The sequence below is a fragment of the Polynucleobacter sp. 78F-HAINBA genome (assembly GCF_018882325.1).
Taxonomy (GTDB): Bacteria; Pseudomonadota; Gammaproteobacteria; order Burkholderiales; family Burkholderiaceae; genus Polynucleobacter.
Window position 1 is genome coordinate 65,333 of record NZ_JACVOQ010000002.1, and the last position, 25,049, is coordinate 90,381.

At 45.4% G+C, this 25,049-nt stretch carries 28 protein-coding genes; 12 read left to right on the forward strand and 16 right to left on the reverse strand.

Annotated features, from left to right (window positions below; all coding sequences use genetic code 11):
- The first annotated feature begins 35 nt into the window (after positions 1-35).
- The 8 genes from ICN11_RS02370 (at position 36) to ICN11_RS02405 (ending at position 6,812) form a co-directional block, all read left to right on the forward strand.
- A complete protein-coding gene (locus tag ICN11_RS02370) occupies positions 36-920 on the forward strand; it encodes a branched-chain amino acid ABC transporter permease (RefSeq protein ID WP_216228978.1) in 885 nt (294 codons plus the stop codon).
- Complete coding sequence (locus ICN11_RS02375; protein WP_216228979.1) at positions 913-1,905, forward strand: branched-chain amino acid ABC transporter permease; 993 nt, start codon at positions 913-915, stop codon at positions 1,903-1,905. Before ICN11_RS02370 ends, ICN11_RS02375 begins: the two co-directional genes overlap by 8 nt.
- Positions 1,898-2,656, forward strand: coding sequence for an ABC transporter ATP-binding protein (locus ICN11_RS02380; protein WP_216228980.1), 759 nt, complete (start codon positions 1,898-1,900; stop codon positions 2,654-2,656). The genes ICN11_RS02375 and ICN11_RS02380 overlap by 8 nt, the downstream gene beginning before the upstream one ends.
- Entirely contained in the window at positions 2,653-3,363 is a 711-nt protein-coding gene (locus tag ICN11_RS02385) for an ABC transporter ATP-binding protein (RefSeq protein WP_216228981.1), read from the forward strand. The genes ICN11_RS02380 and ICN11_RS02385 overlap by 4 nt, the downstream gene beginning before the upstream one ends.
- Positions 3,364-3,377: 14 nt before the next feature.
- Positions 3,378-4,364 carry a tripartite tricarboxylate transporter substrate binding protein gene (locus ICN11_RS02390; RefSeq protein WP_216228982.1) on the forward strand — a complete coding sequence of 329 codons (987 nt, stop codon included), beginning with the start codon at positions 3,378-3,380 and terminating at the stop codon, positions 4,362-4,364.
- A 155-nt stretch (positions 4,365-4,519) separates the two neighbouring features.
- A complete protein-coding gene (locus ICN11_RS02395; RefSeq protein WP_216228983.1) occupies positions 4,520-5,944 on the forward strand; it encodes a UbiD family decarboxylase in 1,425 nt (474 codons plus the stop codon).
- Positions 5,945-5,955: 11 nt separating this feature from the next.
- Positions 5,956-6,531, forward strand: coding sequence for a UbiX family flavin prenyltransferase (locus tag ICN11_RS02400; RefSeq protein WP_255539860.1), 576 nt, complete (start codon positions 5,956-5,958; stop codon positions 6,529-6,531).
- Positions 6,528-6,812, forward strand: coding sequence for a DUF4936 family protein (locus tag ICN11_RS02405; protein ID WP_216228984.1), 285 nt, complete (start codon positions 6,528-6,530; stop codon positions 6,810-6,812). The genes ICN11_RS02400 and ICN11_RS02405 overlap by 4 nt, the downstream gene beginning before the upstream one ends.
- Before the next feature lie 48 nt (positions 6,813-6,860).
- Here ICN11_RS02405 and ICN11_RS02410 read toward each other — a convergent pair whose 3' ends face one another.
- Positions 6,861-7,406 carry a phasin family protein gene (locus ICN11_RS02410; protein WP_216228985.1) on the reverse strand — a complete coding sequence of 182 codons (546 nt, stop codon included), beginning with the start codon at positions 7,404-7,406 and terminating at the stop codon, positions 6,861-6,863.
- Between the two features lie 204 nt (positions 7,407-7,610).
- Here ICN11_RS02410 and ICN11_RS02415 point away from each other — a divergent pair, with 204 nt between their 5' ends.
- Complete coding sequence (locus tag ICN11_RS02415; protein WP_216228986.1) at positions 7,611-8,498, forward strand: DMT family transporter; 888 nt, start codon at positions 7,611-7,613, stop codon at positions 8,496-8,498.
- A gap of 110 nt (positions 8,499-8,608) precedes the next feature.
- On the forward strand, positions 8,609-9,649 hold the full coding sequence (locus ICN11_RS02420; protein ID WP_216228987.1) for a serine hydrolase: 1,041 nt from the start codon (positions 8,609-8,611) through the stop codon (positions 9,647-9,649).
- A 28-nt stretch (positions 9,650-9,677) separates the two neighbouring features.
- On the opposite strand, the gene ICN11_RS02425 is transcribed toward ICN11_RS02420, so the two are convergent.
- From ICN11_RS02425 to ICN11_RS02485, 13 genes are all read right to left on the reverse strand, one after another.
- Positions 9,678-10,496, reverse strand: a complete 819-nt coding sequence (locus ICN11_RS02425) for an IclR family transcriptional regulator (protein ID WP_216228988.1) — start codon at positions 10,494-10,496, stop codon at positions 9,678-9,680.
- An 85-nt stretch (positions 10,497-10,581) separates the two neighbouring features.
- Positions 10,582-11,613 carry a quinone-dependent dihydroorotate dehydrogenase gene (locus ICN11_RS02430; protein ID WP_216228989.1) on the reverse strand — a complete coding sequence of 344 codons (1,032 nt, stop codon included), beginning with the start codon at positions 11,611-11,613 and terminating at the stop codon, positions 10,582-10,584.
- Positions 11,614-11,622: 9 nt separating this feature from the next.
- A complete protein-coding gene (locus tag ICN11_RS02435; protein ID WP_216228990.1) occupies positions 11,623-12,378 on the reverse strand; it encodes an arginyltransferase in 756 nt (251 codons plus the stop codon).
- Positions 12,375-13,112 (reverse strand): leucyl/phenylalanyl-tRNA--protein transferase, encoded by a 738-nt coding sequence (gene aat / locus ICN11_RS02440; protein WP_216229181.1) that lies wholly within the window; start codon positions 13,110-13,112, stop codon positions 12,375-12,377. The genes ICN11_RS02435 and aat overlap by 4 nt, the downstream gene beginning before the upstream one ends.
- Positions 13,113-13,125: 13 nt before the next feature.
- Complete coding sequence (locus ICN11_RS02445) at positions 13,126-13,686, reverse strand: NUDIX hydrolase (RefSeq protein WP_216228991.1); 561 nt, start codon at positions 13,684-13,686, stop codon at positions 13,126-13,128.
- Between the two features lie 9 nt (positions 13,687-13,695).
- Complete coding sequence (locus ICN11_RS02450) at positions 13,696-15,522, reverse strand: bifunctional chorismate-binding protein/class IV aminotransferase (protein WP_216228992.1); 1,827 nt, start codon at positions 15,520-15,522, stop codon at positions 13,696-13,698.
- Between the two features lie 37 nt (positions 15,523-15,559).
- Positions 15,560-16,135 carry a peptidylprolyl isomerase gene (locus ICN11_RS02455; protein ID WP_216228993.1) on the reverse strand — a complete coding sequence of 192 codons (576 nt, stop codon included), beginning with the start codon at positions 16,133-16,135 and terminating at the stop codon, positions 15,560-15,562.
- 52 nt (positions 16,136-16,187) lie between these two features.
- Positions 16,188-16,829: a 2-hydroxychromene-2-carboxylate isomerase gene (locus ICN11_RS02460; RefSeq protein WP_216228994.1), complete on the reverse strand. Its 642-nt coding sequence runs from the start codon at positions 16,827-16,829 to the stop codon at positions 16,188-16,190.
- Positions 16,826-18,139 carry a replication-associated recombination protein A gene (locus ICN11_RS02465; protein WP_216228995.1) on the reverse strand — a complete coding sequence of 438 codons (1,314 nt, stop codon included), beginning with the start codon at positions 18,137-18,139 and terminating at the stop codon, positions 16,826-16,828. The genes ICN11_RS02460 and ICN11_RS02465 overlap by 4 nt, the downstream gene beginning before the upstream one ends.
- A 10-nt stretch (positions 18,140-18,149) precedes the next feature.
- Positions 18,150-18,629: a DUF3429 family protein gene (locus ICN11_RS02470; RefSeq protein ID WP_216228996.1), complete on the reverse strand. Its 480-nt coding sequence runs from the start codon at positions 18,627-18,629 to the stop codon at positions 18,150-18,152.
- A 41-nt stretch (positions 18,630-18,670) separates the two neighbouring features.
- On the reverse strand, positions 18,671-19,525 hold the full coding sequence (locus ICN11_RS02475; RefSeq protein WP_216228997.1) for a 3-hydroxybutyryl-CoA dehydrogenase: 855 nt from the start codon (positions 19,523-19,525) through the stop codon (positions 18,671-18,673).
- A gap of 1 nt (position 19,526) precedes the next feature.
- Positions 19,527-20,234, reverse strand: coding sequence for a glutathione binding-like protein (locus ICN11_RS02480; RefSeq protein WP_216229182.1), 708 nt, complete (start codon positions 20,232-20,234; stop codon positions 19,527-19,529).
- 40 nt (positions 20,235-20,274) lie between these two features.
- Complete coding sequence (locus ICN11_RS02485) at positions 20,275-21,477, reverse strand: methionine aminotransferase (RefSeq protein WP_216228998.1); 1,203 nt, start codon at positions 21,475-21,477, stop codon at positions 20,275-20,277.
- Positions 21,478-21,545: 68 nt separating this feature from the next.
- Here ICN11_RS02485 and yaaA point away from each other — a divergent pair, with 68 nt between their 5' ends.
- Both yaaA and ICN11_RS02495 read left to right on the forward strand, forming a co-directional pair.
- Positions 21,546-22,322, forward strand: coding sequence for a peroxide stress protein YaaA (yaaA, locus tag ICN11_RS02490; protein WP_216228999.1), 777 nt, complete (start codon positions 21,546-21,548; stop codon positions 22,320-22,322).
- An 11-nt stretch (positions 22,323-22,333) separates the two neighbouring features.
- The gene (locus tag ICN11_RS02495) at positions 22,334-23,545 is read left to right on the forward strand and encodes a DUF2863 family protein (protein WP_216229000.1); all 1,212 of its coding nucleotides are present in this window, start codon (positions 22,334-22,336) and stop codon (positions 23,543-23,545) included.
- An 81-nt stretch (positions 23,546-23,626) separates the two neighbouring features.
- Here the strand turns inward: ICN11_RS02495 and ICN11_RS02500 are convergent, their stop codons facing one another.
- Together ICN11_RS02500 and ICN11_RS02505 are read right to left on the reverse strand one after the other, a co-directional pair.
- Positions 23,627-24,001, reverse strand: coding sequence for a hypothetical protein (locus ICN11_RS02500; RefSeq protein ID WP_216229001.1), 375 nt, complete (start codon positions 23,999-24,001; stop codon positions 23,627-23,629).
- A gap of 12 nt (positions 24,002-24,013) precedes the next feature.
- Entirely contained in the window at positions 24,014-25,003 is a 990-nt protein-coding gene (locus ICN11_RS02505; protein WP_216181210.1) for a malate dehydrogenase, read from the reverse strand.
- Positions 25,004-25,049 lie beyond the last annotated feature (46 nt).

Below are 25,049 nucleotides of genomic sequence, written 5' to 3' on the forward strand. Positions count from 1 at the left end.
TAAGTATTTGATTTTAAATATGCGATTGGTTTTCTATGCTTGAAGCCTTACAGTACATCTACACACCACAAGTAATTAATGGCCTCTCGATCGGGGTTGCCGTGATATTAATGGCGCTCGGCCTGACGATCATTTTTGGTTTGCTGGATGTAATCAATATGTCTCATGGTGAGTTTTACGCTGCTGGAGCATTTATTAGTGTGACTCTCATGGCCATGGGTGTTTCTTTTTGGTTATGCCTCATTTTGGTACCTTTGTTATTGATTCCTATTGGATTTGCCATGGAAAGGCTTTTAATCCAAAAAGTATTTCATTACAAAGATCGTCATATTCTGACGCTCTTGCTAACGTTTGGCGTTGCAATGGTCCTTGAGGATGCCTATAAGATTATTTGGGGGGCCAATCCAATTAAGCCATCTGCACCGATTTCAGGGGCTAGTGAGTTTCTTGGGGTGATGTTTCCAAACTATCGCCTATTTCTGATGGGATTTGGGGCGATATTAATTTTTTGTGTTTGGGCTGTTATTTATAAAACCCAAATCGGAGCGATTGTGAGGGCGGCTGCTTACGATAAAGAGATGAGTTCATCTCTAGGTATCCCGGTAATGAGGGTCTATGCACTCACATTTGCATTCGGAATTGCACTAGCCGGCCTAGCTGGGGTTTTGCTTGCGCCGATTTATTCTGTTTTCCCAACGATGGGCCGAGATTTTATTTTGATGGCATTTAGCGTGGTGATTGTGGGTGGTCTCGGAAGTATTAAGGGCGCTGTCGTTGCTGGTCTTCTGTTAACTCAACTGCAATCGATCTCCTCACTGTTTATTTCACCAGTTTGGTCGGACCCATTGGTTTTTTCTGTCATGGTCTTGGTGCTCATGTTTAAACCCGCCGGATTGTATGGGGGAATGAAAAATGCTTAATACGAAAGCGCGCGCTATTCGACTGGTGGAGTTAGTACTGCTTGGTTCGGCTGCAGCTTTATTTATTGTTGGTACTTATCTTGGCGATACTTTCTTCCTAAGACTGGCTACAGAGGCACTCATCTTTGGTGGACTAGCACTCTCTGTTGATCTATTGCTGGGCGTTGTAGGACTTCTATCTCTGGGACAGGCGCTGTATTTTGGATTTGGTGCTTATTTATCCGCACTGATACTGAAAGAGCTCGCACCTTCATTCGCTCTAGCAATTTTAATTGTTACTATCGCTTCGGCCGTCTTAGGCTGGGTGGCTAGCTTCATTGCATTAAGGTCAAAAGGGGTGTACTTCGCATTGATAACTTTTGGGTTGGCACAAGTAGCGGCAAAGGTTGTGTACAACACGCGCAGCCTTGGGGCATCTGACGGCATGATGGGGGTTCCCATTCTCCAAATTTGGACTCCTTTTGGTCTGATTGATACGTCTCATTCAGGTATCTTTTTCCTGATTTGTTTATTAACGATTTCTATTTTGTATGGCATCTTGAAATATTTCCTATCAACACCAACGGGCTCACTTTGGCTGGCTATTCAGTCTAATGAGAATAGGCTTGCCTATATTGGGTATAAATCAAAAGGGCCAAAACAAGTTGCATTTATCTTGGCCGCTGTAGTTGCCGCTGTATCTGGCGCTCTTTATCCTATGCTCAGGGGTTTTGTTTCTCCCGAACTAATGTTCTTTAGCGTCTCGGGAAATGCCGTTGTTACTGTTGTACTTGGTGGTGTAGGCACATTGATTGGACCTATTTTAGGAAGCGTCTTGCTCACTTCCTTTAAGTCTGTCATTGGCACCTGGACTTCCCACCACCATATTGTGATTGGACTTATTTTTGTGGCTATTGTGATTTCAGCGCCTAAGGGCTTGATTGGTTTAATTGTGACCCGTATGAATAAAGTTGATGCTAAAAAAGAAGAGGGAAAACATGAATAACGCGCATTCCATCATTCTTGAAGCAAAAGGTTTAAGTAAGCGATTCGGAGGCTTAATTGCTGTGGATGAGGTTTCCATAGCCGTTCAGAAACTCGGTGTCACTTCAATTATTGGTCCGAATGGGGCGGGTAAAAGCACACTCTTTAATTTATTGAGCGGAACCTTTCTTCCAGATAATGGCGCTGTTCATATTGATGGCGTAGATGTAACCCGTCTTAGCCCAGAGGGTCGGTTATTCTCTGGAATGGCTAGGTCTTTTCAGATCACCAATTTATTTTTTGATTTGACGGTGATGGACAATTTGAGAATTGCCAGTCAGGTTCTTGAACCGCGTTCTCACTTATATCTACCTTTAGAAAAAAGCGAAATCGCTCTCAAAAGAGCAAATGAGCTTCTCGAAGAGTTTGGTTTAGAGGATTCACGCGGTCAACTAGCAGGTGCTTTATCTCACGGTCAGCAAAGGCGTCTCGAAATTGCTGTTACTTTAGCTACTAGACCAAAATTACTGCTATTAGATGAGCCCACCCAAGGGATGTCTCAGGTGGATACCCATGAAACCGCAGATTTAATTAAGCGTGTTGGTCTCAATACAACCGTGTTGTTGATTGAGCATGATGTTGATCTTGTAATGGATCTATCTAAAACAGTATTTGTCATGGCTCAGGGGCGAAAGTTGGCCGAGGGCGCTCCAGGCGAAGTTCGTAAAAATCCCTTAGTTCAGGCGGCTTATTTTGGCGAGGAGCTCGCATGATTCTGCAGATGAAGGATGTCCATGTAAACCTGGGACTCTCCCATGTATTGCAAGGTGTTGATTTAACTATTCAAGCCGGTGAAACGGTGGGTCTATTTGGTAGAAATGGTGTTGGTAAAACTACTATTGTTAAAACAATAGCAGGTTGGCATAAACCTTCAAAGGGCGAAATTGTTTTTGATGGAGCAAAAATTGATTTACTTCCAGCAAATGAAATTACCCGTCTTGGTTTAGGCTTGGTTCCAGAGGATCGCCGCATTTTTCCTGGTTTAAGTGTTGAGGACAATCTTAAGCTTGGATTAATGCAGGTACCTTCTAATGGCCGTGATGCCGCTCAGGAGCGGATTGAGCAAGTTTTTAAACGCTTTCCCAGGTTAGGTGAGAGACGCCATCAAGCTGGTACAACTCTGTCTGGTGGTGAGCAGCAGATGCTGGCGATGGGTCGTGTATTGGTAGGCAAGCCAAAATTGCTTTTAATTGACGAGCCTACAGAGGGCCTTGCGCCTATGGTGGTTGTTGAGATCTTCAAATTAATGGAAGAGCTTAAGTCGCAAGGCATCGCCATCTTATTGATTGAGCAAAACATTCATAAAGCTATTCATTTATGCGATAGGCATTATGTAGTTGAAAGAGGTCGGGTGGTGCTCGAGGGTAACTCGAAGAATCAAAATGAACGTGACAATTTAATTAAAAAAGTCAGCGTATAACTGGGGGAGACAGTATGAAAGTACATTTAAAGTTAAGTATTCTGTCATTAGTGTTTGGGATGCTTATTTCATCGGTAGGCTGTGTATACGCGCAAAGCGCGGATTCATATCCAGACAAACCAATTACGATTGTTGTCCCATATCCACCAGGTGGATTTAACGACACACTAGGCCGCATCGTGGGAAAAAAACTCAGTGATGCTTGGGGCAAGACGGTAGTTGTCGAAAATAAGCCAGGGGCAGGAACGGTTATTGGCAGCAATTATGTGGCAAAGTCTGCTCCAGACGGCTATACGATGTTGGTTGCGCAGTTTCCATTTTCAGCAAACCCGTATTTGTATAAATCGCTACCTTATGACACTCTAAAGGCGTTTACCCCAGTCATTTTGGCTGGTAGATCCCCAATGGTGTTGGTCGTCAACTCAAATTCTCCTATTAAAACAACTGGTGATCTATTGGCTTTAGCTAAAGCAAAGCCTGGCTCCGTTAACTATGGATCTTCAGGCCCCGGATCTTCAAACCATTTATCAATGGTGTTATTTGAGAGTATGTCTGGTACAAGCCTTAATCAAGTTCCCTACAAGGGCAGTACACCCTTGTTAACAGATTTGGCTGGCGGTCAAGTTGAGGTTGCTTTTGACGCATATCCCCATGTTCGCCCATTTCTCCAGTCTGGAAAAATTAGACCTATCGCTATCGCAACTGAGTCTAGATCCTCGATGATGCCGGAGGTTCCCACGATTAATGAGTCAGGTGTTAAAGGTTATGAAGCATCCTCTTGGCATGGATTTGTTGTGCCAGCCGGAACACCTTCAGCGGTTGTTGATAAGTTAAATAAGCAAATTAATTTAATCTTGAAACAAGACGATATCAAAAAAACATTCCAAGAGCAGGGTGTTGTACCAGATGGTGGAACAAGCCCACAATTTGAGATTTTCATTAAGAAACAAATGGAAATCTGGAAAAAGGTTGTTGCTCAATCAGGTATTACGCCAGAGTAGTTTACGGATATGGCTCAACGGGTCCTTGAATCAAATCAACTTGCGTTTATTGAGTTGCTCATCGACTCCAATGATTTAATTCCGCGCTTAAAAGCTCAAGACCTTCGAGGGTCTGGGGTTTAAGTGCTTTTTAATTACTCCAACCGTGAATTATTATGAAAAAATATACCGAACTCAGACCTTGGCTTAAGCAGTTAGTCCAAACGAATCGGCTGGTTGCAACTAAAAAGAATATTGCATTGAAGCATCAGCTCGCTGCTATTGCTAAAAAGTTAGATGGTGAGAGCGGGGTGCTTTTCCCTGCTCCTGATGGTCATGCCATTCCTGTTGTATCAGGATTTATGTCCTCTAGAGCTTGGATTGCCGAGGCGATGGGCGTTGAAGAGGGGCGGCTTTTGGACTCCTTTAGAGCTGCTGCTGATAATCCATTGCCTTGTCATATTGTCAAAGACGCACCATGTCAGCAAATCGTCCATAAAGATTTTGATTTGAGAGTTCTGCTGCCAGTCCCCACACATAGTGAGCATGATAGCGGTCCTTACATTACTGCAGGTTTGGTGATTGCAAAAAATCCAAAAACCGGTGTTCAGAATGTATCGATCAATCGTATACAGGTCAATTCAAAAGACCGAATGGCTGTGCTAATTTTGCCCCGCCATTTACATGTTTTTCAGCAAGCTGCAGAAGAAATGAATCAGGCTTTACCGGTTGCAGTAGTTATTGGTGTTGACCCATTAACATTGCTTGCGTCTCAGGCAATTGCACCAATCGATTCAGATGAGCTCGAAATTGCTGGTGCACTTCATGGCAAGCCTTTAGATGTTGTTTCATGCCTTACGAATGATGTGTTAGTTCCTGCAAACGCTGAAATTGTGATTGAGGGACATATCCCTCCAAAAGTTCGCGAAATTGAGGGGCCATTTGGTGAGTTTCCTAAATACTATAGCTCCCAAGAAAAGCGCCAAGTGATTGTGGTTGATGCAGTTACACATCGAAACGATCCGATTTTCCATACGATTATTCCTGCCGAACTAGAGCATTTGCTACTCGGTTCAATACCTCGCGAATCCACTATTCTTTCTCACCTCAAGCGGAGCTTTCCGAGTGTTCGTGATGTACATCTTTCGCTGGGAGGCGTTGGTCGATACCATCTATATGTGCAGATTAAGAAAACCCATGAGGGGTTGCCTAAGAACGTCATCCTTGGAGCATTTAGTTCCCATTACGATGTCAAGCATGTGATAGTAGTTGATGAGGATGTTGATGTACATGACCCTATTCAGGTTGAGTGGGCTATTGCCACACGCTTTCAGGCTAAGCATGATTTAGTGGTCATACATGATGCTCAGGGCTCTGTGCTGGATCCCTCTACAACTGTTGGCTTGCAAGTGGATGCTGATGGTGTGATTCCTGCCTCGTATCAAGGTATGAGCTCTAAAGTTGGTTTTGATGCCACTAAGCCGCTTGCATACGAAGGGCATGTTTTTACAAAGGTTCGCATACCCGGAGAAGAAGTTGTTGATTTGAATCAGGTTCTCGATCCCAGTGTCTCTATTGCATCCTTTCTGAATCAAAAGTAAGGAGTGATTTTTTGAAAAAGCGTTTGATAGTTGCCATTACCGGAGCATCTGGAACAATTTACGGCGTTCGCATTCTGGAAGCTTTAAAGAATTTAAATGTTGAATCACATCTTGTGATGAGCGACTCAGCAAAATTAACGATGGCGGCAGAGACGGACTATAAGTCCGCACAAATTGAAGGCTTGGCTGATTTTGTTCACTCGGCAAAAAATATTGGAGCCTCAATATCTTCGGGCTCCTTTCATACCATGGGAATGGTGATTGCACCTTGCTCAATCCGGACGCTCTCCGAAATTGCTACTGGAGTTACCAGTAGCTTGGTTTCTCGTGCAGCCGATGTCATTTTAAAAGAGCGCCGCCGCCTAGTATTATTAGTCAGGGAGACCCCGCTTCATGCTGGACACTTGCGTTCGATGACTCAGGTCACTGAGTACGGCGCCATTGTGATGCCGCCAGTTCCTGCTTTTTATGCCAAACCAGCTACTTTAGATGAGATGGTTAATCATACGGTGGGAAGATGCTTAGACCTTTTTGATCTTGATAACAATATGGTCAAGCGTTGGGATGGCATGGGCGGTGAAAAATGAATCTCTATGTTTACTATAAATTTCTGGTCGATGAATTGCCAGGGGTATCTAGCATAGTTAAAGGTGTACAGGAGCAACTTGCTAAGGAGTTTCCTGCTCTTAAATATGATTTATTAAAAAGACCGAATAGAGATGATGCTGGTAGGGAAACCTGGATGGAGATCTATAGGCTGAATGATGACGCACTTCCGCAATTTCGATTGAGGCTTGATCAGCTTGCACATGAGGAGGGTTTGCCACAACCACGTCTTAATGAATTATTTGTGCCGATAGACTCATAAAAAATTGACCTCGAAATTCGAGGCCAATCAGTTGCTACTGCTGACAGACTATTTCTTTTTGCTTACCTTGCTAGCGCTTGTGGTTGTTGAGTTAGCTGCCTTGCTGAGATTGCTTTGCGCTACTTCCACTGCATGTTTGACGGCTTTTTGACTGGTCTCAAAAACATTATTAGCAGATGCAATTGCTTGTTTCATAGCAAGTACGGCAGCATCAGATCCAGCTGGGGCATTTTTCGTCCAGTCTTCTACCAAGGCATTGATTTTTTTCTGACCCGCTTGCATCTCTTTTTCAGCAGACTTGGTAAAGTTGGCTTGTGTCTCGTGAGCTAATTCATATAGATGGCGACTATAAGCCATGATTTTTTCAGCCATTGGCTGAACAGCTTCTGCTTGATGCGCCAGGAGTTGTTGGATATCTTTTACTTCTAAAGCTTTCTTAGCGCTGCTCATACTATCGCCTAAGCTTTGCTTGGCAATATGCATATTAAGCTCTACCAATTTCTCTATGCTTTGAAGAGCTTGATTGGTAAGTCCGCTCAAAGTCTCTAAATTCGCTTTTTGCGCTGCGGCTATTTGTTCTGGCGTTAAGTTCATTTCAATCCCTTTCATGTGGACTCACTCTCTTTCATGACTATGAGCTTTATCTCGAGCTTGTCAATTTAATTACGCACCATTTTACAGTAATTATGGTGCAGTGCAACATAATATGCTAGGCCATTTATATAGGGGGATGAAGGTATGGAAAAAAGCCTAAAATTAGGGGTTAAATAAAAACTCCATATTTTCAATAAGTTATCCATGAAATTGAAGCTAGACAGCTTAATAGCGCCGTTATTCGTATTGATCTGGAGTACTGGCTTTGTGATTGCTCGTTTAGCAATGCCCTATGTGGAGCCAGCCACTTTCTTATTTTGGCGATTTGCAGGCGTCTTGATGGCCATGGCTTGCCTTAGTCTAGTGTGGCGAATAAGCTGGCCAAGCTGGTCTCAAATCAAGCACATCGCAGTTGCTGGGATGTTGCTTCAGTTTGGCTATTTACTAGGCGTTTGGTTTGCTGTACGTTTGGGAATGACTGCTGGCCTAGTGGCCATCATTGTGGGCTTGCAGCCAATTTTGACTGCTTGGTTTGCCGCCTGGGTTTCTGAGAGGGTAACTGGCCGTCAGTGGATTGGTTTAGGCTTTGGTTTTGCTGGTGTGGCTTTAGTGGTGGCGGAAAAAATTGGTTTCGCCCATATCCCTTTGTTTAGTTATGTCCTTGCCTTTGCCGCTTTGCTTTCAATAACATTTGGCACTCTCTATCAGAAGAAATTTTGCCCAGTGTTCGATCTTCGCGCTGGCTCATCTATTCAGTTCGGCGTGTCAGCCGTCCTCTGCTTTATTTGTATGTATTACTTTGAGTCCGGAATCATGGTGTGGAATGCTTCCGTTGTTGGCGCATTACTTTGGGCAATTTTCCCGCTCTCCATAGGATCGATTAGCTTGCTCTTTATGATGATTCGTAAAGGGGCGGCAACCAGGGTAACGAGCCTCTTGTATTTGACGCCGCCAACCACTGCAGTAATGGCATGGTTCCTATTTGATGAGCCATTCACTTTAATGATGGCAGGGGGCTTATTGCTCACCATGACTGGCGTAGTACTGGTCAATCGCGGGCAGGCCAGTGTTATTGCGACGATTGCGGAGTAGGCGGCACCATAAGCAAGCATTTTTTACTCCCTATGCGGCCAATAATTGCTGCATAGAAGCAAAAGTTATTTATCATTCGGTATGTTAAAAGTTTTGGAAGGTAATTGGGGATGTATTTGAATCGATTTAGGCTCATCGCTCTAGCTGTATTTATGTCATTTGGCGTAGCCCTTTCTTTTCAGGTAAGTGCAGCCAATAAGGATTCCCAAGCAGCGAAGACTTCTAAATCATCCGCAAAGGCGCCCACCAAAGTAGAGGTGAAGAAAGTTGCAAAATCTTCCAAGAAATCCAAAGCCGTTCGAACAACTGTTACACGATCTAGCGATCCAGTTGTAGTAGCTAGACCTTCATTTGCAACCGCCTTAGGATTGCGCGGTCAGCACGATGACCTCAGTCTGAAGTCCAGCGTTGCAATGGTAGTTAATCAAGACACTAAAGAGGTTTATTTCGAGAAGAACTCTTCTGTAAGTCTTCCGATTGCCTCCATCACCAAGTTAATGACTGCAATGGTGGTTCTCGACTCTAAATTACCCCTTGATGAAACTATTGTCATCAATGCGGATGACGTTCATATCTATAGAACTTCACGTCTTGCAGGCGGCACAGTCTTAACTCGTGAAGAAGCCTTGTTGTTAGCACTGATGTCCTCTGAAAACCGCGCCGCATATACTCTTGGTCGAAATTATCCAGGCGGCATCCCAGCATTTGTAGATGCTATGAATCGCAAGGCTAAAGAGATTGGCATGACGCATTCTCATTTTGCAGATCCAACTGGGTTAATGAGTGAGAACGTGGCATCGGCAGAAGATCTCACGCGCATGTTAAGCACTGCTTATCAATACAAAATGATTCGCGAGTTTTCGACTTGGCCAGATTTAACAATGGTGATTGCAAAGCGTCCACAGAAATTCTTGAACACCAATCGTCTGGTACGTGCTGGCGATATGAATATCGGCCTCCAAAAAACGGGCTTTATTAATGCGGCTGGCAAGTGCTTGGTTATGCAGGCTAGAGTAAACAATACCCCGTTATTACTGGTTTTCTTGGACTCTGTAGGCACGCAGTCACGCTTTGCAGATGCTGTAAGGGTGCGCGACTGGTATGAGCGTATGCCCTCTGGTGAGCCGCATGCAATTCGTCGCTTAATGTAAGAATTCCATTCGCAAACGAAATTCAGTTTTAGGAATTTGGGTCGTTGACCTTGGGTTTGTAACCCATGCCCTTAGAAATCTGCAAAGCCGTATCTTGTAATAGCTTCAACCAATCTGCTTGAATGCGATCCGTTGGGGAGCTTAGCGACAGTCCCGCCACTAACTTACCGCTGTCATCAAAAATCTCTGCAGCAACGCAGCTCACGCCGAGCTCTAATTCTTCATTATCACGAGCGTGACCTAATTTACGCACTTGATTGAGTTCTGAATCTAATTTTCCTAATTCGGTAATGCTATTTCTGGTATGCCCAGCTAAACCAGTGCGGGTGACATAGGCTCGAACTTGGCTAGGGTCATCGCTTGCTAGAAACAATTTACCTACCGATGTGAGGTGGAGCGGCGCACGACCACCAATGGCACGAACTACTTGCATACCAGAGCGCTCGCTATATGCGCGGTCAATGTAAACAATTTCATCACCTTGGCGTACTGAAAGGTTGATGGTCTCACCAGTGAGTTTATGTAGAGCTCGCATCGGTGCTTGAGCTGCCTCGCGAACTGAAAGACGTGCCTTAACCAAATTGCCAAGCTCGAGCAACTTCAGGCCGAGACGATAAGTGCCGCCATCGCCACGCTCAACTAGGCGACAGGCAACTAGATCGTTTAGGATGCGATGCGCCGTAGAGGGGTGTAAATCGGTCTCCTCAGCAAGATTTTTAAGGCTACTAGACTCTTCGTGTGTTGCTAGGGCATCGAGCAGGTTCATCATGCGCTCAACTACCTGGATGGCTGTTTTGCCAGCCTCGCCAGGTACTTTTGCTACTTTTTCGGGTTTGCTCGTTGTCATGCTGTCAATTGTAGCGATTTTTAGCAAAATTGCACAATATGAAATGCAGTTTCAATACGAAAAAGCGGGTTTGGGTCCTACTAAGTTAGTTTTTTAATGCAGCTGCACACTCAGAAATCAGTTTTGGGCCACGATAGATTAGACCGCTATAGAGTTGAACTAAGCTAGCACCGACCTCGATTTTTTCCTCTGCATCCTTGCCACACAGAATACCGCCAACGCCAATAATCGGAATGGCATCACCTAAATACTGCTTCAGACTCTTAACTACTTCGGTAGAGGCGGCGCGAACTGGAGCGCCTGACAAGCCGCCAGCTTCTTGACCAAATTCAAGACCTTGTACCGCTTCACGGGCAATTGTTGTATTGGTAGCGATGATTGCATCAATCTTAAATTCAAGTAAAAGATCGGCGATGAGTTTGATGTCATTTTGATCTAGATCTGGTGCAATCTTTAAAAAGAGAGGTTTGCGAACACCATGCATATCGCATAGTGCTTCACGTGCTAAATGTAGGGAGCCAAGTAAAGCGCGTAACATCTCTTCGCCTTGAAGAGCGCGTAAATTCTGTGTATTGGGTGACGAGATATTGACGGTAATGTATGAGGCAACCTCGTAAACCGCTTCCATGGCCGTGACGTAATCGCTAGCAGCATTCTCGATTGGGGTGCTCGCGTTCTTGCCGATGTTTAAACCAACGATGCCACCATTTTGCCAATATGAAGAATTGCGAACACGCTTAACGCATGCATCGACGCCGTCATTATTGAAGCCCATGCGATTAATGATGGCCTGTGCTTGCGGCAAGCGAAACATGCGAGGCTTTGGATTGCCGGGTTGTGGCTTCGGTGTGACTGTACCGATCTCTAAAAAACCAAAACCTAAGGAGCCAAGGGCATCAATGTGTTTGCCATCCTTATCTAGCCCGGCTGCAAGCCCAACTGGATTCGGAAAAGTAATGCCGCATAAGTTTCTGGGATCGGCAGCAGGTTGCTCAACTAGGTGACGCAATAAGCCCCAGCGCTGCGCGCGATCAAGATTGCTCAAGGTCAGGTTATGCGCTTGCTCTGGGTCTAAAGAAAATAGCCAGGGGCGTAGAAGAGGGTAACTATCGATCATGGGTAGATATTATGGCCCAATGATGGGTTGCCAATGATCATCCATTAATCCTTCAATGGGTTGGAACTTGGCCTTATAGGACATTTTTTCACTATTCTCAATGTAGTAGCCGAGATATAGATAGGGCAGATCTAATTCTAGGGCCTGCTGAATTTGCCACAGGATGCTAAAACTCCCATAGCTGGCAGATGTATTGCTGGTATCAAAGAAGGTGTACACAGACGAAATACCCTGATCTAAGACATCAATCATGCTCACCATCCGAAGACGTCCTGGATGGGGGTCATGCGGACCATCGCGAAACTCAACGATTCTCGAGTTCACTCGACTTTGCAATAGAAATTGCATGTACTGATCTTGGCTATCTTCACTACCTTGATCCATATCGCCGCCAGAATGACGATTGCTTTGGTAGGCTTGATAAAGCTGATAGTGTTCCTCTTGGTAGCCCAAATTCAGAACGCGAATATCAAGCCCCGCATGTTTTTTCCAGGAGCGCTTTTGACTGCGATTGGGCGCAAACTGTTTTACTGGTATGCGGGTTGCTGTGCAAGCATTGCATTCATCGCAATAGGGTCGATAGGTATATAGACCGCTACGACGAAAACCTGCATTGACTAGTTCACCATATAAATCAGCATGTATGAGGTGTGAGGGTGTAGCTACCTGCGAGCGAGCAATCTTGCCCGGCAGATAGCTGCAAGGATAGGGTGCCGTCGCATAGAACTGAAGCTCGGTTAAAGGTAGCTCATTTAATTGGGTCATAGCCAGTGACGCAAAATTGCTTTATCAAATGTCCAAGGAATCTCTATATTAGTTTGCTTTAACTTAATTTGCAGATGAGTCAAAAATTCATCCCGAGATATTGGTGCAGCCCCCAAAGAATCCAGGTGCGCTGTTTCTTGCTGACAGTCAATCATTTCGACTTGATGTAGCTCGCACCAAGCGGAGAGAGCAGCCAAGGCAATTTTGGAGGCATCTGTTTGATGGCTAAACATGGATTCTCCGAAAACCATTCCACCAAATGCAACGCAATAGAGGCCGCCAACCAATAGACCATTTTCAGTTACCGCAATACTGTGTGCATGACCTTGCTCGTGAAGTTGCGTATAAGCATCCATGATTTCATGGGTAATCCATGTGCCATCTTGATCTTTTCTCCTGGCGGTTGCGCAAGAGCGAACGACTGCTCCGAAATCATTATCAACACAGATATTTTTTTGCGGATCCGTTAAAAAGTGTCGAATAGTTTTCTTCAGCGAGTCATGGCACTTAAAGTTCTTAGGCTTTAATACCATTCGGGGGTTGGGTGACCACCATAAGACTGGCTGATTATCTGAGTACCAGGGGAATATTCCCATTCGGTAGGCGCGAGCTAGTTGCCCTGGATAGATGCGCTCACTGACTGCTATTAAGCCAGGAACGCTCGGGTCTGGATCTGCGCAATCAATTGGGTTAGGAAATTCATCCTGAGATCCTAGCCAGTTGATATTGCTCATGCGCTTGCGATGATTAGATTTTTTCTGTTGGCAGAATATCTCTGCTGCGAACACCAAACTCAATGCCTGAATCGAATACTCCTGCAGCGCGATCAGCAAAGAACCACTCTAAAGTTTGTTTTACGGTTGGAAAGGCAATCTCACTCCACGGAATATCTTGCTCATTAAATAGCGCAACTTCTAGACTCTCTTCGCCAGCTTGAAAGTCAGCTGAAGTCATTGTGGCTAGATAGAAGAGGTGAACTTGCTCAGCATGTGGCACATTAAGTAGGGAGTACAGCGGGCCGATCTCAACAATGGCGCCAGCCTCCTCTTGAGTTTCCCTTGCTGCACCAGTGCTGGTGCTTTCACCAAGTTCCATAAATCCAGCGGGAAGAGTCCAATAGCCATGGCGAGGTTCTATGGCACGACGACACAATAAAACCTTTTTGCCAAAGACGGGAATGCTGCCGACCACGTTGCGTGGATTGAAATAATGAATGCTTCCGCAAGAATCGCAAACATGACGTTCCCGCGAATCATCCGCAGGAATCTTGATGCTAATAGGTGCTGCGCAGTGCGAGCAAAACTTCATGCGGTCTTTCTAAAAATGGGCGGGGATGTGGGCACGTAGTGCATTGCTAAGCATAATCTCTTTTGCATTTTTGACATCATCAATAGTCAGGTTTGCCTCATGGGCATTCCATTTGGGATCATTCAATATGATTGACCTCATTACCCCTGGCAGTAGACCCGCTGTGACTGGTGGCGTAAGCCAGCGATGGCCAGACTTAATAAAGATGCTGCTTCTTCCGCCCTCGGTAACAAAGCCTTGTTCATTAACAAAAAGAGCATCAAAGCCGCCATGTTCTTCTGCTACTTTCCAGGCCTGGTCATAAATACCTCTACAGCTCACTTTATGTTTCAGTAAAACATTGCCAGAGTGAAGGGTGGCATTACCTGGGATAGGAAGAATGTCACTTGCCCAAAAAATCTTTACGGAATTTGCTAATGGACTTATTGGGGATATTTGATGGCTGGGCTTGCCTGAATGATCCAAATCCAATCGCAAGCGGTAGTCGGTATCGCAAGAGACGTTTTCGCAAGCATCCTCAATAGCCTTGCTTATGTCGCTCATAGAGTGGGGAATGCCAAGCGCTAAGGCTGAATCAGACAAGCGCTCTAAGTGAAGTTGCAGATGCTGAGCTTTACCTTGCCGAACTAAGATTGTTTCAAATAAGCCCAGCTTACTAGGGAGCTTACTTAAGAACGCCGCTTTAATCTGACATTCTTCCCATTCTTGCGAAGCTTCAGAATCAATCGTAATGCCGGCGCCGATACCTAATGTAAATGGCGCAGCATGCGAATCGTTATCCCGTTCAATTTCAAGCGTGCGAATAGGAACGCTAAATGCAAAGTCACCACCAGGATCCATCCAGCCAAGTGCACCGCAATAGTAGCCGCGATCTTGTGATTCTAATTCTTGGATGATTTGCATACTGCGTTTCTTGGGGGCTCCAGTTACAGAGCCACAAGGAAAGACAGCATTGAGTACATCACGTAGCTCAATTCCCGGTTTTATCTCAGCCTGAACGGTGGATGTCATCTGTAATACATCACCGTACCTAGCAACCTCAAAGAGCTCTGGAACGGAAACGGTTCCCGGTAAGGCCAAGCGACTCAGATCATTGCGTAGCAAATCGACAATCATGACGTTCTCCGCTTGATTCTTGGCATCTGCTGATAAGTGCTCCGCTGAATCATTCAGTGCACTAGCGGTGCCTTTCATAGGCATAGCCTTTAGAGTGCCGCCTTGTTTCTGGATAAATAACTCAGGAGACTGAGAAAGAATGTAGTTCGAGGCACTCTCAATAAATGCACCAAATCTTCCCGGCTGGCGACTTCTTAATCGTGCATACAGTGCAAGAGGGTCACCATAGGATTCTCCCGTAATCCGAAAGGTATGATTGATTTGATACGTATCACCATTACGAATGTACTCTTGAATAGTCTCAATATCAGACTTGAATTGCTCTTCATTAATAGAGAAATGAAGATTAGCAACGCCTGCAACTTGAGCTTCAGGTCTTAGAGCTGAAATGCGATTCTCAATGAAGGTATCAACACCTTCTTTACTTAAGCTCTCATAAGATTCAAAAGACCATGCCTGTATTAGTGGATGACTTTTCTTATCTCCAGCAGTAGGCCGATCAATTTTATGAATGTATAGACCCAATTCATAAGCAAAGGCAGCAACAACATATTCGCCCTGACTTAATGCTTTGCGAATATCCTGCAGGCATAGATCTACAGCAGTATTTGTTTCGGCGTGGCTGGACTGGGGGTAGACAGTCCAGTGTTGAAGGGCATTTTCATAGAGGCGGCTGCTAGGCCTAGCCTGAGTGCTCTGGGCATCATCGAGCAAGATCATGCTATTGACCATCAGAGCTCAAATAGGCCTAGAGAATTTACTTGAGAACAGTAGCGGATTCAATCGTAACCGTCTTGCTAGGAACATCTGCCATGCGCCCCATTCTGGGTGCTGGTGCAACCATAGTAGGAATCTTGCGGATGGCATCAATGGTTTGCGTGCCAGAAATGACTTTTCCAAATACGGTGTAGCCATTACCTTGAGCGTTCGGATAATTCAAGCCTTCATTATCTTTAACGTTAATAAAGAACTGGGCTGTCGCGGAATCAGGATCCATTGTGCGAGCCATTGCAATGGTGTAGGTGTCATTCTTGAGTCCATTTTGAGCTTCTGAAGCCACCGGTGCATTGGTGGGTTTTTGAACTAAATCTGGAGTAAATCCGCCACCCTGAATCATGAAGCCATCGATCACACGGTGAAAAATAGTGCCGTTATAAAACCCACTATTAACGTAGTTCAAAAAGTTGGCAGTGGTTTTTGGTGCTTTTACTGAATCAAGTTCAACAACAAAATTACCCATGGTGGTTTTAAACTCAACCTTAGGGCCTGCAAAGCATGCTGCGCTAGCTATTAGGCTCGAAATCAAGAATAGGGAGGCAATGATTTTGCGCATAGCGAATGTCCTTAAAAATCTAGTAAAAATGGAATAAATCTTATTGTATTGCTCAAAGACCAGATGGCATCTTGCCCGCGCGCTGATAAGCCGCCTCTTCGAACATCTCGGGCCTATCTAGATAATCCAAAGCCCAGTCGATGGTATCCACTCCCCAAAACGCATGACCATCAATTACCAGAGTTGGCACGCCAAATGCACCATCTGCTTTGGCTTTCTCTGTATTGCTAATCAGTTTAGCTTTGATTTCAGGTGCATCTGGTTTCGGTGTATCCGCTGCCAAACCAAGGTATTGGCAGAATTCTGGCCAGGATAGATTGGGGTCCTTGCCTTCTACCCAAACATATTCAAATGCACGTTCAACCATTTCCCATTGGGCGTCTTGCTGTGCAAGTAGACGCTGCGCAGCCACCGTCAAGAAAGGGTGGTGATCTGGAAACTGAAATGGTAAACCTAGCTTTTCAGCAAGCCATACGCAATATTGGTAGGTGTGAGGGCGCTTTGCCTCTATTTCTCCAGGTCCGCGATTATCAGTTGCTCGAAAGAGGCCGCCGAGCAAGATCGGGACTGGTTGAATATTGACGCGCTGATCAAAGCGATGACGCTGCTTGATGTAGAAATACGAGAAAGGAGAGATGATGTCGTAATAAAAAGTCCCGGCAATTGGAGTTGCACCCTTTAGCTTTTGAATCATTTCTTATTCGATTCCTCATCTAACTTGCGTAAGAAAGCCATCTTCTCAGCAATCTGACTCTCTAAGCCTCGATCAACTGGCTCATACCAATGTGGCTCTGCCATTCCTTCCGGGAGATAAGATTCTCCAGCAGCATAAGCATGTGGCTCATCATGTGCGTAGCGATATTCTTTACCGTGTCCCAACTCTTTCATGAGTTTGGTCGGAGCATTGCGTAAATGATTAGGCACTGGCTTACTTTGATCATTCGCAACATAGGCTCTTGCTGCGTTGTAGGCTTTGTAGCTAGCATTACTTTTGGCGGCAATGGCTAGATAGACAACCGCTTGCCCAAGTGCCAGTTCACCCTCAGGTGAGCCTAGCCGCTCAAAAGTTTGGGCGGCATCATTTGCCAGTTGCATTGCTCTTGGATCTGCAAGACCAATATCCTCCCAAGCCATGCGAATAATTCTTCGGGCGAGATAGCGCGGATCTGCTCCACCATCTAACATTCGGCAAAACCAATACAGCGCTGCATCCGGATTGGAACCACGTACCGATTTATGCAGGGCAGAGATCTGATCATAAAAATGATCTCCGCCTTTATCAAAGCGGCGGGCCTGAACAGTTAAGGCATTCTCAATGAACTGTTGGTCAACAGTTGTTATGTTGGAGTTAGGGGTGGTAACTGCGTTACGAACTTGCTCAACCAAATTGAGCAGTCGCCTAGCATCGCCATCTGCATGAGAGATCAGACTGTCAATTGCATCAGCCTGGAAAGCAATATCAGGCATTGCAAATTCGCGTGCTCGATCAAATAATTGCTTTAACTCTGAGGCGGCTAAGGATTTCAGTACATAGACTTGTGCTCTCGAGAGCAGGGCTGAGTTCACCTCAAATGAAGGGTTTTCAGTAGTCGCGCCGATAAAGGTAAACAAGCCAGACTCAACATGCGGCAATAAGGCATCTTGTTGGCTCTTATTAAAGCGATGAATCTCATCTACAAACAAAATAGTTTGTCGACCATATTGAGACATGCTTTGTTGAGCTTGCTCAATAGCCTCGCGGATTTCTTTTACGCCTGCAAGTACTGCTGATATTGCGATGAACTCGCGATCAAATGCCTTAGCGGAAAGTCTTGCCAGGGTGGTCTTGCCAACCCCTGGCGGACCCCACAGAATCATTGAGTGAGGCTTGCCTGAGGCAAAGGCTAAATTGAGGGGCTTGCCTGTAGCCAGTAGGTGCGTTTGCCCAATGACTTCTTCAATCGTTTTTGGGCGTAAGGCCTCTGCCAGTGGAGGCGGAGGTGCTTGATCAAATAGATTGCCCATGGCGACAGATTTAATTCTGTACAAACAAAATTACAAGAGCTGCCCAAATTAAGCAGCTGGCAGAAACTAATGTGAGTCGATTGCGTAAAGTGATAAAAGCTGCACAAGCCTCATCACTAGAAAAATAGTATTGATAGGTTTCTTTATCAATATTGCGCTGGATAACTAAAGCAGATGCCAAGATGACCAGGCCAACTGGAATATAAATGTGTAGCGCAACCCAGGCTACTAATGCTGGGATCACACCCCAAATCCAGGCATTCCGATCTTCCCAGCGATCACCCGGAGGTGCTTTACCTAGTGTATGCAAATTAGCGCCCCAATGTAATGCACCCATGAACGCAGTGATCACTGCTCCATAACCAGCTAGGGACTCTGCGCTCAAATAATTGAGTGGGGTTGGCGCCAACTGCACCATTAAGGCGAGGCCAATAAATGGGATTAGGCCGGCGTAGGCTAATTTACGAACTAAGGGTGGTAATGGGTTCACAAATACTTCTTTATTTAAGTTGGCTGTATTGAGTTGAATGATTACTGATCATAGGTATAGACACCGCGCCCAGTCTTGCGACCAAGGTAGCCGGCAGCAACCATTTCACGGAGTAGTGGGCAAGGGCGATATTTGGAGTCGCTGAAATTCTCAAAATACACTTCCATCACCGCAAGGCAGGTATCTAGGCCAATTAAGTCAGCCAGGGCAAGAGGGCCAATCGGCTGATTGCAGCCCAACTTCATACCGGCATCAATATCCTCAGGGCTGGCAAGACCTTCGTGAAGAACGAAGAAGGCTTCATTAATCATCGGCAGCAAAATGCGGTTAACAACAAATCCAGGAGAGTTCTTAACGGTGATCGGCTCTTTGCCAATACGCTTAGCCATTTCAATAATGGCGGCGTGTGTTGCATTTGAAGTTTGCAAGCCACGAATTACCTCAACCAATGCCATCATTGGTGGCGGGTTAAAAAAGTGCATGCCAATAAAGCGGCTTGGATTGGAATCCAAGGCGGCAAGTTTCGTGATGGATAGCGAAGAGGTGTTCGTGGCAATGATGGTTTCTTTGCTCACGATCTCATCCACTTGTTTCAAAATCTTTTCTTTAACAGTTTGATTCTCGGTTGCAGCTTCAATCACTAATTGAAGGCCCTTGAAGTCGGCATACGAAGTGCTGCCTTTGATACGCTTTAATGCTGCCTCCTTTCCTTCAGTCGTTAACGTTTCTTTTTTAACAAGGCGATCTAAGCTCTTGCTAATTTGACTCAAGCCACGCTCAACCGCAGCATCGCTGATATCGACCATCACAACATCTAGCCCAGCAACTGCGCATACTTGCGCGATACCGTTGCCCATCGTACCTGCACCAATAACTCCAACCGATTGAATCTTCATGCTATTTCCTTTTTTGATACTGTGATGAACCAAATAATTGCTCTCTTGCTTTGTCATCATGCAAGGGCTTGCGTAATGCAGTTAATACTTCAACGCCACGCTTAACGGCAGGGCGCTCACCAATCATTTCAAACCAGCGCTTGAAATTCGGATACTCGTTGATATCAATACCTTGATTCTTCCAATTACGCGTCCACGGGAATATCGCGATATCGGCAATGGAGTAATTCTTTCCAGCTATATAGGGATTATCTTTCAGTTGATGATCGATCACCCCATATAGGCGCTTAGCTTCATTAGTGTAGCGATTGATTGCATACTCAATTTTTTCGGGTGCGTAGATCCGAAAGTGGTGGTTTTGACCTAAAAGTGGCCCTAGACCCCCCATTTGGAACATGAGCCATTGCAAGACCTCGTATTTAGCTCGGGTGGATTTGGGTAAAAACTTCCCTGTTTTGGCTGCTAGATAGAGCAGGATTGCGCCAGACTCAAAGAGGTGGATCGGCTTGCCATCCGGGCCATTGGGATCGGTAATGGCTGGAATCTTATTATTTGGGCTAATCGCCAAGAAGTCGGGTTTGAACTGGTCACCGGCTCCAATATCAATCGGATGGGCAATCCAGTCTTTGCCTAATTTATAGCCGCACTCCTCGAGCATGATATGAACCTTATGCCCATTTGGCGTTGGCCAGCTATAAACATCAATGATGTCTTTATTGGGTTTACTTATTGCCATGATCTTTTCTCTTTTATAGGGTTTGTAAACGCTCTAATGCCGCAGAGAGCGTTTTTTGTTCTTTAGCAAAACAAAAACGGATCACGCCTGACTCGACAGGCTTGGAATAAAAAGCAGAAACAGGAATAGCAGCTACACCAACCTCAGTAGTTAGCCAGGAGCAAAAATCGGCTTCGCTCGTCTTTGCTTGGGGAATATTTAACTTGGTGTAATTAACGCACTGAAAATAGGTCGCTGGAGCTGGCAATAATTTGAAACCAGTTCTCTCTAGCCCTGTACTAAAAAAATCTCGCTTAGCTTGATAAAAAGATGGCAGCGCCAGGTAATGATCTGCATGCTTGAGATATTCTGCTATGCCATATTGCATTGGTGTATTCACGGTAAATACGTTGAACTGATGTACCTTGCGAAACTCTTTCATCATTGCTGCTGGTGCAGCTAGATAGCCTACCTTCCAGCCGGTGACATGATAGGTTTTACCAAAGCTCGATATGAGAAAGCTTCGCGCCGCTAATTCAGGATGGCTCGAAATGCTGATATGTTTGAATCCGTCAAACACCATGTGCTCATAGACTTCATCACTTAAGATCAGCGCGTTTGTACTTCTTACTAAATTGGCTAAGCAATCAAGATCGGATTTCTGCCACACCATACCGGTTGGATTGTGTGGTGTGTTGATGATGACGAGTCGTGTTTTTGGATTGATTGCTTTTGCTAGCTCATCCCAAGGGATGGAATAGGAATTCACGCTTCCTTGCTTATCGCAATTGGCAGTCAAAGATACGGCAACAGTTTTACCACCAGCCAATTCAATTGAGGGGCGATAACTGTCATAGGCTGGTTCAATAATGACAACTTCATCGCCTGGACTGACGCATGACAAGATTGCCGTCAAGATTCCTTGAGTACCACCAGCGGTGATGGTGATCTCGGTATCAGCATCATAGTTATGACCATACAAGGCGGAAATTTTTTGTGACACGCCCTGACGCAACTCTGCGACCCCAATCATCGGTGGATATTGATTGTGATCAGCCAGCATCGCCGCATTGACCTTGGATATAAGATCGCGATCGCAGGGAAAGTCTGGAAAGCCTTGACCCAAGTTGATGGCCTGGTGTTTTGCTGCAAGGGCAGACATCACCGTAAATACCGTTGTCCCTACATCGGGTAGTCGGCTAGGGAAGGCAGGGGTCAGAGGTGGGTTTTGGTTCATGCAAGGGGTTTAAGGCAAATAAGGTAGGTAGTCGCTAGAATGGTAGAAATTCATATTCAAATTGTGCCATGCTGATCGTACTTTCACCTGCTAAATCCCTAGATTACAAAACCCCCGTCAAGGTCAAGGCCCCGACTTTGCCGGAGTTTGTTTCGGAATCGGCAAAGCTCATAGCTGAGCTAAAGAAGCTTTCGCCTCAAGAGGTTGCCAATCTCATGGGTTTATCAGATCAGTTGGCCGCCCTGAATGTAGGCCGCTATCGCGACTGGTCCAAGAAATTTACCGAAGAAAATAGCAAGCCGGCCATTTATGCCTTTGATGGCGACGTCTATGATGGATTTGACGTCAAGACCCTCAATGGCAAGGCTATTGATTTTGCACAGGACCATGTCCGCATTCTCTCTGGCTTATATGGCGCGTTGCGCCCCCTAGACTTAATGCAGCCTTATCGCTTAGAGATGGGAACATCGTTTAAGAATGCTCGAGGAAAAGACTTATATGCATTCTGGGGTGAGCGTGTGACCGATTCACTGAAGAAGGTGCTGGAGAAGCAAAAGAAACCGGCTCTTCTGAATTTAGCATCCGAAGAGTATTTCAAGGTATTGCAAGCTAAGAACTTAGAGTGCCCAGTGATTTCTCCGGTGTTTCAGGATGGCAAAGACGGTAAGTACAAAATTATTTCTTTTTATGCCAAGCGGGCTAGGGGATTGATGGCTCGTTACGTTGTTGAAAATCGCATTACTGATCCTGCGGATTTGAAGGGCTTTAATTTAGATGGCTACAAATATGTCGCCTCTGAGTCAAAACCAGAGAAACCGCTATTTAGACGTCCCGAAAGAAAGTAGGAGAGTGCACCATGGCTGTTCATCGCACTAAATCCTCGCAGCGCGCTTCTCCAGATGTAGAGCGCCTGGTAGCTGACGCCATCTCTTTGGCCGCCTCTGGTAGTCAAATGGAAGATCGTTTTTGGGAAGAGCGTTTAAATGTTCGCTTAATGCGTTTGCTGAAAAGTCAAAATCAGAATGTAATTGATGCCGCACTAGATCAAACGTTCCGCATTAATACCGTAGCCTTTGAAGTGCTAGCGGATTCTGCCGAAACACTTGCTGAGTCACTCACCATAGAGCACGAAGGTCAGAGTTGGGATGTGTTGTTATTGGCATTACCTATCGTGGCACACACACGCTATCAGATTCCGTCTGGCGCACTGCCATTGAATGTCATTGAATCTACTGCAGCTGCATTACACAACTCTATTGCCTCTACAGATGCGCGATTAGCAATTGTTCCTTGGCTCTATAGCATTGATCAAATGCCGCATTCACATTGCCAAACTCGCTTGTTGACTGAAGCGCTAGCAACAGCAGCCATTTCCTCTAGCGAAGTTAAGCTGGAGTTGCGCGAGATGTCAGAGACCATTGCAGTATTGGCTGATCCACGCTTCATCATTGCAGCTGTTGCCGCCCCTTCAGGAGCTCCACTTTTCCGATGGCAGGCTGAAGCGCCAACGCGACAAGAGCGGGGCGTTAGTTTGATTGGTTGGCAAAACACGATGAAAGAACCCATTGCCTCACTCTTGCCGGGCTGTGAGTTTGAGCTCTTATTGCCAGAAGCCTACTTCACAAACTGCCGCTTGGCTGATAAACAAGTACGCCCATTAAGCATTCGTGCGGGCGTAAATTTTCTTGAGAGCACGCTGGGCGTTTTGCCCGCTGGATTGTCTTGTGTGGTGGGTGCATTTGGTGAGGAACAAGCGGATGAGTACCGCATTTCATTTAGCTTAAAAGGTTCGCCTGAGGTAGTTTATGGCGTAATCTGGCCGCTCTATGATCGCGAGAGCGTTGCCAATGACGCGCTGAATGATTTATCTGATGATGAGAGTCCGATGAAGCGGATTGCAGATGCGCTTCATGAGGCTGGTGTTGAAGATGTTTTTCGTCATGCAATGCTTTTTGATCCAGAGCTTTGTGATGATTGCGGAGCACCACTCTTTCCTGATCGATCGGGAGACGCTGTTCATGCTGAGTTGCCAGATGATGCTCCTACGCAGCAGCCTTTATTTCACTAGTCAAAAATTTAGCTACCTAAAAATGAGGGCGTTAAAAAAAGCCGAGAATCTCTCGGCTCTTTTATTTTTATGCGATTACTTTTAGTTCTGAGTAAAAGGCTCTGAATTTGCAAACAAGTGCGGGAGCTTGCCTGTTTTCATTTCTGCAGTTTGGCAGAAATCAGCAAGACGAGTTCCAGACTTGATGTTAAACAACATTGCTTTGTTACCTAGCACCACAAGGTCATGCCCACTGTTACTGTTTTTGTAACGCAAGCTTCCTGGTAGAGAATTTTCGCGCTTCAAGTCAAATGTTTTAGATTCCCAAGTAATGCGAACTAATTCAGTTGTACCTGAAGTTTTGAATTGCTTGCTTTCGCTACATGTCCAAGTGGTTACTTCTTCGCTAGCAACAGCAGATGCTGAACCTAAGAGGCCGGCCGCTGCTAGGCTAACGATGAGAAGAGTTTGCTTCATGTGTAGTAATCCTTATGAGAGGAGGTGCTTAACGCCAGCTTGTTCTTCAAGCAATTCGTTGAGTGTATGGTTCATGCGTTCACGTGAGAACTCATCAATCTCCAAGCCTTCAACCATTTTGTATTCGCCGTTTTCGCAAATGACTGGGTAGCCGTAAATTACTTCAGCAGGAATACCGTATTCACCTTTAGATGGGATGCCCATAGTGACCCACTTACCATTTGTGCCGAGAACCCAGTCACGAATGTGATCAATTGCTGCGTTTGCTGCAGACGCTGCAGAAGAGAGGCCGCGTGCTTCAATAATAGCCGCACCACGTTTGCCAACCGTAGGAATGAAAGTATCTTTATTCCATGCTGCATCGTTGATGCTGTCTTTTACAGACTTGCCATCAATGGTTGCAAAGCGATAGTCTGGGTACATTGTTGGGCTGTGGTTACCCCAAACAACTAATTTCTCAATATCAGCTACAGGCTTATTCAACTTGTTGGCTAATTGTGAGAGTGCGCGGTTGTGATCTAAGCGCAACATTGCTGTGAAGTTCTTCGCAGGAATATCTGGAGCAGATTTCATAGCGATGTAAGCATTGGTGTTTGCTGGATTACCAACAACCAATACCTTCACAGTTTTCTTGGCAACTGCATTCAATGCTTTACCTTGGGCTGTGAAAATCTGAGCGTTAGCTGAGAGCAAGTCTTTGCGCTCCATGCCAGGGCCACGTGGACGTGCGCCAACCAACAATGCAACGTCGATATCTTTAAATGCTGTCATTGGGTCAGAGTGGGCTGTCATGCCAGCCAACAATGGGAATGCGCAATCTTCTAATTCCATCATTACGCCAGTTAAAGCTTTTTGAGCCTTTTCATCTGGAATTTCAAGTAACTGGAGGATTACTGGCTGATCTTTGCCTAACAAGTCGCCATTGGCGATGCGAAAGAGGAGGGAATATCCGATTTGACCGGCTGCACCGGTGACTGCAACACGCATTGGGGCTTTTGCCATTACTAATAACTCCAGTTGAGGTTAATTAATTGAAATCTTTTCTATT

Coding starts and splice junctions, on each gene's coding strand:
- ICN11_RS02370 (WP_216228978.1), top strand. CDS start 36: ATGCTTGAAGCCTTACAGTACATCTACACACCACAAGTAATTAATGGC.
- ICN11_RS02375 (WP_216228979.1), top strand. CDS start 913: ATGCTTAATACGAAAGCGCGCGCTATTCGACTGGTGGAGTTAGTACTG.
- ICN11_RS02380 (WP_216228980.1), top strand. CDS start 1,898: ATGAATAACGCGCATTCCATCATTCTTGAAGCAAAAGGTTTAAGTAAG.
- ICN11_RS02385 (WP_216228981.1), top strand. CDS start 2,653: ATGATTCTGCAGATGAAGGATGTCCATGTAAACCTGGGACTCTCCCAT.
- ICN11_RS02390 (WP_216228982.1), top strand. CDS start 3,378: ATGAAAGTACATTTAAAGTTAAGTATTCTGTCATTAGTGTTTGGGATG.
- ICN11_RS02395 (WP_216228983.1), top strand. CDS start 4,520: ATGAAAAAATATACCGAACTCAGACCTTGGCTTAAGCAGTTAGTCCAA.
- ICN11_RS02405 (WP_216228984.1), top strand. CDS start 6,528: ATGAATCTCTATGTTTACTATAAATTTCTGGTCGATGAATTGCCAGGG.
- ICN11_RS02410 (WP_216228985.1), bottom strand. CDS start 7,406: ATGAACTTAACGCCAGAACAAATAGCCGCAGCGCAAAAAGCGAATTTA.
- ICN11_RS02415 (WP_216228986.1), top strand. CDS start 7,611: ATGAAATTGAAGCTAGACAGCTTAATAGCGCCGTTATTCGTATTGATC.
- ICN11_RS02420 (WP_216228987.1), top strand. CDS start 8,609: ATGTATTTGAATCGATTTAGGCTCATCGCTCTAGCTGTATTTATGTCA.
- ICN11_RS02425 (WP_216228988.1), bottom strand. CDS start 10,496: ATGACAACGAGCAAACCCGAAAAAGTAGCAAAAGTACCTGGCGAGGCT.
- ICN11_RS02430 (WP_216228989.1), bottom strand. CDS start 11,613: ATGATCGATAGTTACCCTCTTCTACGCCCCTGGCTATTTTCTTTAGAC.
- ICN11_RS02435 (WP_216228990.1), bottom strand. CDS start 12,378: ATGACCCAATTAAATGAGCTACCTTTAACCGAGCTTCAGTTCTATGCG.
- aat (WP_216229181.1), bottom strand. CDS start 13,112: ATGAGCAATATCAACTGGCTAGGATCTCAGGATGAATTTCCTAACCCA.
- ICN11_RS02445 (WP_216228991.1), bottom strand. CDS start 13,686: ATGAAGTTTTGCTCGCACTGCGCAGCACCTATTAGCATCAAGATTCCT.
- ICN11_RS02450 (WP_216228992.1), bottom strand. CDS start 15,522: ATGATCTTGCTCGATGATGCCCAGAGCACTCAGGCTAGGCCTAGCAGC.
- ICN11_RS02455 (WP_216228993.1), bottom strand. CDS start 16,135: ATGCGCAAAATCATTGCCTCCCTATTCTTGATTTCGAGCCTAATAGCT.
- ICN11_RS02460 (WP_216228994.1), bottom strand. CDS start 16,829: ATGATTCAAAAGCTAAAGGGTGCAACTCCAATTGCCGGGACTTTTTAT.
- ICN11_RS02465 (WP_216228995.1), bottom strand. CDS start 18,139: ATGGGCAATCTATTTGATCAAGCACCTCCGCCTCCACTGGCAGAGGCC.
- ICN11_RS02475 (WP_216228997.1), bottom strand. CDS start 19,525: ATGAAGATTCAATCGGTTGGAGTTATTGGTGCAGGTACGATGGGCAAC.
- ICN11_RS02485 (WP_216228998.1), bottom strand. CDS start 21,477: ATGAACCAAAACCCACCTCTGACCCCTGCCTTCCCTAGCCGACTACCC.
- yaaA (WP_216228999.1), top strand. CDS start 21,546: ATGCTGATCGTACTTTCACCTGCTAAATCCCTAGATTACAAAACCCCC.
- ICN11_RS02495 (WP_216229000.1), top strand. CDS start 22,334: ATGGCTGTTCATCGCACTAAATCCTCGCAGCGCGCTTCTCCAGATGTA.
- ICN11_RS02500 (WP_216229001.1), bottom strand. CDS start 24,001: ATGAAGCAAACTCTTCTCATCGTTAGCCTAGCAGCGGCCGGCCTCTTA.
- ICN11_RS02505 (WP_216181210.1), bottom strand. CDS start 25,003: ATGGCAAAAGCCCCAATGCGTGTTGCAGTCACCGGTGCAGCCGGTCAA.